The organism is Erwinia sp. GW821-FHT03D09, assembly GCF_059420805.1.
Genome location: NZ_JBWKUK010000006.1, coordinates 190434 through 201629 on the forward strand (window position 1 = coordinate 190434; position 11196 = coordinate 201629).

Annotated in this window: 11 protein-coding genes and 1 other RNA gene; 4 read left to right on the plus strand and 8 right to left on the minus strand. The window is 54.0% G+C overall.

Annotated elements, in window-relative coordinates; translation table 11 throughout:
* Window positions 1-168: 168 nt before the first annotated feature.
* The 3 genes from zapA (at window position 169) to AC07U6_RS07865 (ending at window position 1404) form a co-directional block, all read left to right on the plus strand.
* Window positions 169-498, plus strand: coding sequence for a cell division protein ZapA (gene zapA, locus AC07U6_RS07855; protein WP_105592351.1), 330 nt, complete (start codon window positions 169-171; stop codon window positions 496-498).
* 42 nt (window positions 499-540) lie between these two features.
* Window positions 541-725: non-coding RNA, 6S RNA (gene ssrS / locus AC07U6_RS07860), on the plus strand.
* A gap of 91 nt (window positions 726-816) precedes the next feature.
* Complete coding sequence (locus AC07U6_RS07865) at window positions 817-1404, plus strand: 5-formyltetrahydrofolate cyclo-ligase (protein ID WP_494763727.1); 588 nt, start codon at window positions 817-819, stop codon at window positions 1402-1404.
* Between the two features lie 69 nt (window positions 1405-1473).
* Here AC07U6_RS07865 and serA read toward each other — a convergent pair whose 3' ends face one another.
* A complete protein-coding gene (serA, locus tag AC07U6_RS07870; RefSeq protein WP_494763728.1) occupies window positions 1474-2712 on the minus strand; it encodes a phosphoglycerate dehydrogenase in 1239 nt (412 codons plus the stop codon).
* Between the two features lie 345 nt (window positions 2713-3057).
* The gene (rpiA, locus tag AC07U6_RS07875; protein ID WP_494763729.1) at window positions 3058-3717 is read right to left on the minus strand and encodes a ribose-5-phosphate isomerase RpiA; all 660 of its coding nucleotides are present in this window, start codon (window positions 3715-3717) and stop codon (window positions 3058-3060) included.
* A 201-nt stretch (window positions 3718-3918) separates the two neighbouring features.
* Here rpiA and AC07U6_RS07880 point away from each other — a divergent pair, with 201 nt between their 5' ends.
* A complete protein-coding gene (locus AC07U6_RS07880) occupies window positions 3919-4818 on the plus strand; it encodes a LysR family transcriptional regulator ArgP (protein WP_105592355.1) in 900 nt (299 codons plus the stop codon).
* A 67-nt stretch (window positions 4819-4885) separates the two neighbouring features.
* On the opposite strand, the gene AC07U6_RS07885 is transcribed toward AC07U6_RS07880, so the two are convergent.
* From AC07U6_RS07885 to epd, 6 genes are all read right to left on the minus strand, one after another.
* A complete protein-coding gene (locus tag AC07U6_RS07885) occupies window positions 4886-5611 on the minus strand; it encodes an oxidative stress defense protein (RefSeq protein WP_494763730.1) in 726 nt (241 codons plus the stop codon).
* Window positions 5612-5761: 150 nt separating this feature from the next.
* A complete protein-coding gene (gene argO / locus AC07U6_RS07890; protein ID WP_494763731.1) occupies window positions 5762-6382 on the minus strand; it encodes an arginine exporter ArgO in 621 nt (206 codons plus the stop codon).
* 217 nt (window positions 6383-6599) lie between these two features.
* Window positions 6600-7472: a small-conductance mechanosensitive channel MscS gene (gene mscS, locus AC07U6_RS07895; RefSeq protein ID WP_494763732.1), complete on the minus strand. Its 873-nt coding sequence runs from the start codon at window positions 7470-7472 to the stop codon at window positions 6600-6602.
* A 182-nt stretch (window positions 7473-7654) separates the two neighbouring features.
* Window positions 7655-8734: a class II fructose-bisphosphate aldolase gene (gene fbaA, locus AC07U6_RS07900; protein ID WP_123331122.1), complete on the minus strand. Its 1080-nt coding sequence runs from the start codon at window positions 8732-8734 to the stop codon at window positions 7655-7657.
* Window positions 8735-8816: 82 nt separating this feature from the next.
* Window positions 8817-9980, minus strand: a complete 1164-nt coding sequence (gene pgk, locus AC07U6_RS07905) for a phosphoglycerate kinase (RefSeq protein WP_494763733.1) — start codon at window positions 9978-9980, stop codon at window positions 8817-8819.
* Window positions 9981-10001: 21 nt separating this feature from the next.
* Window positions 10002-11048 carry an erythrose-4-phosphate dehydrogenase gene (gene epd, locus AC07U6_RS07910; RefSeq protein WP_494763734.1) on the minus strand — a complete coding sequence of 349 codons (1047 nt, stop codon included), beginning with the start codon at window positions 11046-11048 and terminating at the stop codon, window positions 10002-10004.
* Window positions 11049-11196 lie beyond the last annotated feature (148 nt).

The following is an 11196-nucleotide window of genomic DNA, read 5'->3' on the forward strand; positions in this document are numbered from 1 at the left end:
TTTCGTCATCGTTGGCTGAATAAGTTCGTGTTATGCTACCACCAGGTACCTCAAGGATTCCATTAAAGGGGTTGTTTCTTCTCTCAGGGGTAGTTTATAGTGTCGCCCCTCCCGGCCCATTGAGTGGTAAGGGTATTTGCGGGCGCAGTATTCAGTCAGGAAGGTGGCATGTCTGCACAACCGGTAGATCTTCAAATTTTTGGCCGTTCATTAAGAGTAAATTGTCCGCCCGAACAGCAAGATGCGCTGAATCTGGCTGCCGAAGACCTCAATCAACGGTTGCAAGACTTAAAAGTTCGCACTAGAGTCACAAATACAGAGCAGTTGGTATTTATTGCGGCACTGAACATTTGCCATGAGCTGGCGCAGGAAAAAGTCAAAACACGTGACTATGCGTCTAACATGGAGCAGCGTATCCGCATGCTGCAGCAGACCATTGAGCAGGCACTGCTTGAGCAAGGTCGCATTACTGAACGTACTGGTGCGAAGTTCGAATAACACTTTATCGTTACCTGTGATACGATGACGGTGAAGCACAAAATTTCTCTGAGATGTTTGCAAGCGGGCCAGTCCCCTGAGCCGATATTTCATACCAAACAGAGTGTGGCGCTCTGTATCCTGTGCGCATGCCCGGCTCGTCCGGGAAGCCTGATGGTTACGACGGCATACTCACCTTGAACCAGGGGTTCAAGGGTTACAGCCTGCGGCGGCATCTCGGAGATTCTCACTTTTTTCTGCATTACTCTTCCTTCTGTACGGTTTCTTTTCTACGCTAGTGGCACTCAACGACATCGTTTAACGGAGTCAGCCAACGCGATGAGCCTTAATCTTTCCGACCGTCAGGATATCCGCACTCACGTACGTCATCTTCGCCGGGCGCTCAGCGATGAGCAACAGCAGCTGGCTGCCGTGCAGGCTGCGGAACACGCACTCAGCTTCGCGCCGCTGACGCGGGCTAAAAATATCGCGCTGTTCCTCTCCGTTGACGGTGAACTGAATACCCGACCGCTGATTGCCAAACTGTGGCAGCGTAAGCAGCAGGTTTATCTGCCCGTACTGCACCCTTTCTCTCCCGGAAATCTGCTGTTTATCCGCTACGATGAACAAAGCGAATTAAAAAAAAATCGCCTGCGCATCCCGGAACCGCCGTTGGATATCCGCAACCTGCTGCCGCTGAGCCAGCTGGACGTACTGCTGGTACCGCTGGTCGCGTTTGATGCACAGGGCCAGCGCCTGGGAATGGGTGGAGGATTTTACGACCGCACGCTGCAAAACTGGCAGCAGCACGGTTTTTTACCGGTCGGACTGGCGCATGACTGCCAGCAGGTAGAAAAAATCCCAACGGCCGCGTGGGATATTCCGCTGCCCGCGCTGATTACGCCGTCGAAAATCTGGCAGTGGTGAAATAAAAAAGGCGACCCGAAGGTCGCCCTTAGCTCATTTGCCGCTAAACTCTGCGGTCCGCCAGCTGGATTAGTACAGCAGACGCGCGCGGATAGTACCAGGAATCGCCTTCATCAGCTGTAGCGCTTTATCCGCCACTTCCTGCGTTGCATCAACGTCGATAACCACATAACCCATCTGCGGCGTAGTTTGCAGATACTGGGCCGAGATGTTGATGCCCTGATCGGCAAAGATCAGGTTGATGGCGGTCAGCACGCCAGGGCGGTTTTCGTGGATATGCAGCAGACGGCTGACGCTGGTACCGTGCATCGGCAGCGAAGCTTCCGGGAAGTTAACTGCGGACAGTGTAGAACCGTTGTCAGAGTATTTCGCCAGCTTGCCAGCCACTTCGATACCGATGTTTTCCTGCGCTTCCTGAGTTGAACCACCAATATGCGGGGTCAGGATCACGTTGTCGAACTCGCACAGCGGCGAATTAAACGGATCGCTGTTGGTCGCTGGCTCTTCAGGGAAGACGTCAATCGCCGCACCGGCCAGGTGTTTATCCGCCAGCACTTTGCACAGCGCAGGGATATCGACCACGGTACCGCGCGAGGCGTTGATTAACAGTGAACCCGGCTTCATCAGTGCCAGCTCTTCCGCGCCCATCATATTTTGCGTGGACTGCGTTTCAGGCACGTGCAGGCTCACCACATCGCTCATGTTGAGCAGGTCAGAAAGATGCTGCACCTGAGTTGCATTACCCAGCGGCAGCTTGCTTTCTATATCGTAGAAGAACACGTGCATGCCCAGGCTCTCAGCCAGCACGCCCAGCTGCATCCCGATATGGCCATAGCCGATGATGCCCAGCTTTTTGCCACGCGCTTCAAACGAACCTACCGCCAGTTTATGCCATACGCCACGGTGCGCTTTGGCGTTTGCAGCAGGCACGCCGCGCAGCATCAGCAGAAGCTCGCCGATAACCAGTTCAGCTACGGATCGGGTATTGGAGAAAGGTGCATTAAACACCGGGATACCGCGAGACGCAGCGGCATTCAGGTCAACCTGGTTTGTCCCGATACAGAAGCAGCCCACGGCTACCAGCTTTTCAGCGGCGGCGAAGATCTCTTCGGTAAGCTGAGTACGGGAACGCAACCCGATAAAGTGTGCATCGCGAATGGACTCTTTCAGAGCCTCGCTATCCAGTGCACCTTTGTGAAATTCAATGTTGGTGTAACCCACAGCGCGCAGATTATCGACCGCACTCTGATGTACGCCTTCCACCAGCAAGAACTTAATCTTGTCTTTCTCCAGTGATACTTTTGCCATTTCCCGACCTTTATTTAGCAGACTTCAGATGTGGCTGAATCCCTTTTACCGCTCATTTCTCCGCAGCGGCTTCGCGCAGCAAGGTGAAACGTTACGGGGATATAAGATTGCCTTCTGTCAAAATAACAAAATTTACGCTGGCAGCAATACAAACGATTGCCTGCCCTACAGCACGCCGGCGCGCGCTCTCAGAACAAACCGATAGAAAATCATGATGCGTTGCATAGCTTCAGGAGGATCGCGCGGCTGAGTCATCTACTGTGACATAAGTCACTAAATTTTGACTGTAGAATAAAAGATGTTTTTTATAACGAAATAACAGGCACCACACGGGTGCCTGACAGATCATTTGGTAATAGTCTTCACGCCGTCGGCAGTGCCGATTAACGCCACATCCGCGCCACGGGCAGCAAACAACCCAACGGTCACCACACCAGGCAGGGCATTAATGGCCACTTCCAGCGCAATCGGGTCGAGGATCTTAAGGTTGTAGACATCCAGAATGATATTGCCGTTGTCGGTAACCACATCCTGACGATACTCGGGTAACCCACCCAGTTTCACCAGCTCGCGCGCAACATAGGAACGCGCCATGGGGATCACTTCAACCGGCAGTGGGAACTTGCCCAATACGTCAACCTGCTTAGTGGCGTCAGCAATACAGATAAAGCGCTCAGCGACCGCCGCAACGATTTTCTCGCGGGTCAGCGCGGCTCCGCCGCCTTTAATCATCTGCATCTGGCCGTTAATCTCGTCAGCGCCGTCAACATAGACCGCCAGCGAGTCAACTTCATTAAGGTTGAAAACGTGGATGCCTAAGCTTTTCAGTTTGACAGTGGACGCTTCCGAGCTGGAAACCGCGCCTTCAATCTGGTGTTTGATCGATCCCAGTGCATCAATAAAATGCGCGGCGGTAGAGCCGGTCCCTACGCCAACAATAGTGCCGGGAGTCACGTAGTCGAGCGCTGCCCAGCCAACGGCTTTTTTCAGTTCATCCTGCGTCATGATATGTTTAAACCTGTAAGTCACTGTGTGCGCGTAGTATAAAGCAATGACTGCAAAAATAATCGCCCATGAGAGTGACAGATGAGCAGGAATGGAAGCTGGCCCACAAAGTGGTTGATTCACAAAGTGACGTTTGCCCGCGCAAAAGATAAAAATTGTGGCATAGTGCTTAAACCACACCTGAGAAGAGTATAACGATTAATGAAACGTCCCGATTATCGAACGCTTCAGGCGCTGGATGCAGTGATTCGTGAACGCGGCTTTGAACGCGCCGCACAAAAGCTCTGTATTACCCAGTCAGCGGTTTCACAGCGTATCAAACAGCTGGAAAATATGTTTGGTCAGCCGCTGCTGGTGCGAACCGTCCCGCCTCGCCCAACCGAACAGGGGCAAAAACTGTTGGCGCTGTTGCACCAGGTAGAGCTGCTTGAGGAAGAGTGGCTTGGCGATGACAGCGGAGGCACAACGCCGCTATTGCTGTCGCTGGCGGTGAACGCCGACAGTCTGGCAACCTGGCTGTTACCGGCGTTGAAAACCGTACTGACCGATTCCCCGGTTCGCCTGAATATTCAGGTTGAAGATGAAACGCGAACCCAGGAACGCCTGCGCCGCGGTGAAGTGGTGGGCGCAATCAGTATTCAGCCCCAGCCGCTGCCGAGCTGCCTTGTCGATCAGTTGGGCGCTCTGGACTACCTGTTTGTCGGCTCGAAAGAGTTTGCCGCGCGCTACTTCCCGAATGGCGTTACCCGCTCCGCGCTGCTGAAAGCACCGGCAGTGGCGTTTGACCATCTGGATGATATGCACCAGGCATTTTTGCAGCAGAACTTCGATCTGTCGCCGGGCAGCGTTCCCTGCCATATAGTGAACTCGTCGGAGGCCTTCGTGCAGCTGGCGCGTCAGGGAACCACCTGCTGTATGATCCCGCATCTGCAAATTGAGCGCGAGCTGGCGGAAGGTGAGCTGATCGATCTGACACCGGGCCTGTTGCAGCGCCGCATGCTCTACTGGCACCGTTTTGCCCCGGAAAGCCGCCTGATGCGCAAAGTGACCGATGCGCTGCTGGCTCACGGGCATCGCGTTCTGCGTCAGGATACGGTTTAGGCAGGAACAGCATTCAGCGATATGCGGGCGGGCCAGTTTTTCTGGTCCGCCCGCAGTGCGTTATGGCTTAAGGGTTGCGCTGCAGTTCAAAGACCACATCAACCTGATCGTCGAAGTGAATGCTCTGCTGTTCATAAGTTTGCGCTGCAGATGTCATCGGTGCCGCGTCTGCCGCTTTATACATCCGCGCCATTGGCATTGGCTGGTAGTTGGCGACGTGATAGCGCACGCTGTAAACCGGGCCAAGCTTGCTGCCAAAGCCCTGAGCCAGTTCACCCGCCTGCTTAATCGCATCAACAATGGCCGCTTTACGCGCCTTCTGACGATACTGTTCAGGATCGGCCACGCCCAGTTCAACGGAGCGGATCTCGTTCAGGCCATTTTTCAGCGCGCCGTCCAGCAGCTCGTTGAGTTTATCCAACTGACGCAGCGTAACCTGCACCTGACGAACAGCACGATAACCTTTCAGCACCGATTTGCCATCTTTCAGGTAATCGTACTCCGGCTGAGTACGCAGGTTGGCCGCATTGATATCTTTCTTCTCAATGCCGCTTTTATTCAGAAAATCAAAATACTGCTGAACGCGGGTATCGGCCTGCTTTTTCGCTTCAGCGGCGTCTTTCGCGGTGATGTTAACTTCAATCGCCAGGGTGGCAATATCCGGCGCGGCATCCACGCTCGACTGGCCAGAAGTGACCACGTGCGGGCCGGCAGGCAGTTCATCAGCCTGTGTAACCAGCGGTAAACTACCCAGTACAATCATTGCGGCCAGAGCCAGTTTAGTGAGCTTCACTGCGTCCTCCATGGGGGGTCGTATGCATCGGTTCGGGCGCTAACGGAGCCGGTGGCTGCGGCAGCGTAATGTTCCGTCTATTCGTCACGATACAGTGTAGAGCGCCGTATCCCGTCACGCTATGACCTGAATTCTGGAAGTGAGTTCCCGTTAATAGAATTGCAGCGCCTGCATCGCCAGCTTGAAGGCAATGACCCACATCACGCCGCCAACCAGCAGATTGATAGTGCGCTGGGCGCGCGGTGTGTTCAGCACCGGGGCCAGCCAGGCGGCTAACATCGCCAGACCGAAGAACCAGACAATTGACGTGCTGATAGAACCAAAGGCAAACCAGCGACGCGCTTCTTCCGGCAGTTGCCCTCCCAGGCTCCCCAGCAGAACAAAAGTGTCGATGTAAACATGAGGGTTAAGCCAGGTCACGGCGATCATGGTGGCAATGATCCGCCAGCGGCTCTGCTTCATCGCCCCGGCGGCGGCCAGCTGGACATCGCCACTGAACGCGGTGCGCATCGCGCCCCAGCCGTACCAAAGCAGGAACGCCACACCCGCCCAGGTGACAAGATTCAGCAACAGGACCGACTGGCTGAGCAGCGCGCTGCCGCCAAAAATACCGCCGCAGATCAGCAGAATATCGCTGAGCGTACAGAGCGCGGCGGTCATCAGATGATACTGGCGGCGCACACCCTGGTTCATCACAAATGCATTCTGCGGACCCAGCGGCAGTATCAGCGCCGCCCCCATTGCAACACCCTGAAAATAAACGGATAACATAAAAAAAGCCTCATTTACACACGATTTTCGGCAAGTGTATAACGGCCACATCATTAGGGGAAACTTTATAATTTAATGACCCATCACTTTCGCTAATGAGCAGTAACGGCGAATCGCAACACGGCGTGAGGATGTAAAACCGCAGGCGCAGTCGGCCATCATGTGGCGGTTGAGCCCCCCCCCACCAGCGTCTGGCAGGGGGTTTTACTGACAAGCGTTACGCCTGTTTAGTCAGATCCACTTCCGGCGCTTTGGTCTGATGCAGATGAACACCCATCTGCGGATAAGGAATACCGATTGCTTTCGCGTCCAGCGCGTTTTTGAACTCCTTCATCAGATCCCAGTAAACCTGCTGGAGGTCCCCTGCTTTGCTCCAGCAGAACACCACGAAGTTCAGTGAAGACGGTGCCATTTCGTTCAGGCCAATCTGCACGCCGCACTCCTGCAGCACGCGCGGTTCCGCCTCAACGATGCCACGCAGCAGGGTAATCACTTCATCAACGTCAGCGTCGTAGGCCACGCCGATAATAAACTCATTGCGGCGCTCCGGCTCGCGGGAGAAGTTGATGATATTCCCGGCGATGATTTTCCCGTTGGGCACCACGACAATTTTGCCGTCAGCAGTTTTCAGCGTGGTAGAAAAGATCTGCACGTTCTGAACCGTTCCCAAAACGCCGATATCAATAAACTCACCGGTGCGGAACGGACGGAAGGTCACCAGCAGCACGCCGGCTGCCAGGTTAGACAGCGAGCCCTGCAGTGCAAGACCAATGGCCAGACCGGCGGCACCGAGCACGGCAATGACCGATGCGGTTTGCACGCCCACGCGCCCCAGCGCGGCAATCAGCGTAAAGGCAATAATGCCGTAGCGCACCAGCGCAGAAAGGAAATCAGCCACCGTCGCATCAAGGTGACGGGCACGCATCAGGCGATTGATAGTATTGGAAACAATGCGCGCAATCAGCATCCCGATAATGATGATTGCTATCGCTGCAACAATATTTACCGCGTAGCTCAGCAGCAGGGCCTGGTTGCGCACCAGCCAGCTCCCCGCATTGCTGAAGCCATTGCCCACGTTTAAATCTTCCATTTTCCCATCCTGTTGTTTGCCCAAAAGAATCGTTCAAAACTCTGCCGCCTGGCGGCAGCCTGAGCATTAAGAGTAAGCAACAGTAGGAAAATCTGCCAGATTTCTGGCGTAATTATTTGGAACCTATGGGAATAGTCGCATAAAAAAAGGCCCTTTCGGGCCTTTTTTGCACAGCGGACAAATTACAGAACGTCGATTGCATTCAGCTCTTTGAAAGCCTGCTCCAGGCGAACAACCATGGACGCCTGTGCAGAACGCAGCCAGACGCGCGGGTCATAGTATTTCTTGTTCGGGCTATCCACGCCATTTGGGTTACCCAGCTGGCCCTGCAGATAGTCTTCGTTCTTTTTGTAGAACTGCAGAATACCGTCCCATGTTGCCCACTGGGTGTCGGTATCAATGTTCATTTTGATCACGCCGTAGCCGATAGATTCTTCGATTTCAGCAGCTGAAGAACCGGAACCACCGTGGAATACGAAGTCCAGGGAGTTGTGCGGCAGGTTGTGTTTCTTGCTAACGTAATCCTGAGAGTCACGCAGGATTGTTGGGGTCAGCTTCACGTTGCCTGGCTTGTACACGCCGTGTACGTTACCGAAAGAGGCAGCGATAGTGAAACGCGGGCTGATTTTGCTCAGCTCGGTGTAAGCGTAATCAACGTCTTCTGGCTGAGTGTACAAAGCAGATGCGTCCATATGGCTGTTGTCCACGCCATCTTCTTCACCGCCGGTGCAACCCAGTTCGATTTCCAGAGTCATGTCGAGTTTCGCCATGCGCGCCAGATACTTGCTGGAGATCTCAATGTTCTCTTCCAGAGACTCTTCAGACAGGTCAATCATGTGAGAAGAGAACAGTGGCTTACCGGTTTTAGCGAAGTGAGCTTCACCCGCGTCCAGCAGACCGTCGATCCACGGCAGCAGTTTCTTCGCGCAGTGGTCGGTATGCAGGATAACCGGCACACCGTAGTGCTCTGCCATCAGATGCACGTGGTGAGCACCTGCGATCGCACCCAGGATTGCAGCAGCCTGTGGCTTGTCAGATTTCAGGCCTTTACCAGCGATAAAAGCAGCACCGCCGTTAGAGAACTGAACGATGACCGGAGATTTTACTTTAGCAGCAGCTTCCAGCACGGCGTTGATTGAGTCGGTACCGACGCAGTTAACCGCTGGCAGAGCGAATTTGTTCTCTTTCGCTACTTTGAAGATCTTCTGCACGTCATCGCCGGTGACAACGCCTGGTTTTACGAAATCAAAAATTTTAGACATGTTAGCTTGTCCTGTTTCTTCGGTCGTATTAAAGGATTCTGTTCTCATGCGGAGCCTCACGCGGCTCCGCCCAGAGGTTTAATTACTGCTTAGCACGTTCTTGCAGCATAGCGACTGCTGGCAGAGTTTTGCCTTCCACGAACTCCAGGAAAGCACCGCCGCCGGTAGAGATATAGGAAATTTTATCTTCGATACCGAACAGATCGATAGCGGCCAGCGTATCACCACCGCCTGCGATGGAGAATGCTTCGCTGTCTGCAATCGCTTTAGCAACGATTTCGGTACCTTTACGGAAATTAGGGAATTCGAACACGCCAACCGGGCCGTTCCACAGGATGGTTTTGGCTTCTTTCAGCAGTTTAGCCATCGCCAGTGCGGTTTCGTCGCCGAAGTCCATGATCTCTTCGTTATCCTGAACTTCGCTCACTTTCTTCACGGTTGAAGGCGCGGTTTCAGAGAACTCGGTACCCACACGGGAATCGGTAGGAACCGGAATTTTGAACTCGTCGCGCAGTTTTTTCGCTGCTTCAACGAAATCTGGCTCATACAGAGATTTGCCGACGTTGTTGTCGATAGCCACGAAGGTGTTGGCGATGCCGCCGCCGACGATAACGGTGTCAGCAATTTTCACCAGCGAGTTCAGCACGTCGAATTTAGTGGAAACTTTAGAACCACCGACAACGGCAACCATCGGGCGTGCAGGATTAGACAGGGCTTTACCTAATGCTTCCAGCTCAGCTGACAGCAGCGGGCCTGCACAGGCAACCGGAGCAAATTTGCCCACACCGTGAGTAGAGGCCTGAGCGCGGTGCGCGGTACCGAAAGCATCCATCACAAAGATGTCGCACAGCGCGGCGTATTTTTTAGAGAGGGCTTCGTCGTCTTTCTTCTCGCCTTTGTTAAAGCGAACGTTTTCCAGCACCACCAGCTTACCGGCTTCCAGCTCAATGCCGTCCAGGTAATCTTTCGCCAGAGAAACGGTATCCGCGCCCAGTTTGTCTTTCAGGTAGTTAACCACCGGCAGCAGGGAGAACTCTTCGTTGTATTCACCTTCAACCGGACGGCCCAGGTGGGAGGTAACCATCACTTTTGCGCCCTGCTTCAGAGCCGCTTCGATAGTCGGCAGAGAAGCACGGATACGTGCGTCCGACGTCACTTTCCCTTCTTTTACCGGCACGTTCAGATCGGCACGGATCAGAACACGTTTACCAGCAAGATCCAGATCGGTCATCTTAATTACAGACATGGTGAACCCTCTCGTTGATTCTCAAAGTTTTACAGACGCTGCTGCGTCCTGACTGAAACCGATATCGGCCATCGCTAACGTGGTATCCAGCATTCTGTTAGCAAAGCCCCATTCGTTATCACACCAGACCAAGGTCTTAATCAGGTGCTGACCACTGACCCGCGTCTGCGTGCCGTCAACGATGGCACTGTGCGGGTCGTGATTAAAATCAATAGAGACTAACGGTAATTCCGTGTAGTCAACTATACCACTAAAAGCGCCTTCTGACGCACTTTGCAGCAGGGCGTTGACCTCGCAGGCCTTGACCGCATCCCGCACGCTGACGCTGAGGTCAATTGCCGTCACGTTAATCGTCGGCACACGTACGGCAATCGCTTCGAAACGGTCATTAAATTTCGGAAAAATGCGGGTGATGCCCGCGGCCAGACGCGTATCAACCGGAATAATCGACTGGCTGGCCGCACGGGTGCGCCGCAGATCGGGATGATAGGCATCAATCACCTGCTGATCGTGCATCGCGGAGTGGATGGTGGTCACCGTACCCGACTCAATCCCCCACGCATCATCCAGTAGTTTGATTATTGGAATAATACAGTTAGTGGTGCAGGACGCGTTCGATACTAACAGATGTTCCGGCAGCAGCTCTTGCTCATTCACGCCGAAAACGACCGTGGCATCCAGGTCATTGCCCCCAGGATGGGAGAACAACACTTTTTTCGCCCCTGAAAGCAGATGCGCTTCACCATCGGCACGGCTGCCATAGACACCGGTGCAGTCCAGCACGATATCCACATTCAGTTCGCGCCACGGCAGCGAGGCAATATCGGCGTGATGCAGCAGGCGGATAGCGTCATCGCCAACCGACAGCAGATCGTGCTCCTGGCGCACATCCCAGGCAAAACGGCCATGGCTGGTGTCGTATTTCAACAGATGGGCCATCCCGGCGGCGTCGGCCAGCTCATTAATGGCAACCACCGTAATTTCAGCACGACGTCCGGTTTCGTAAAGCGCACGCAACACGTTGCGCCCAATGCGACCAAATCCGTTAATGGCAATGCGAACCGTCATATTACTCCTGCATCAGAATTCTCTATGAAATCGGACGATTAGCCTGAGCCAGACGCCGCGATTTGTACAGGAAATTCTTGCGTCACCGCAGCGGCAGGCCAGAGTCTGTATCCGCGACAACAATCAAACTGAAACGCTTCAGCTAGAA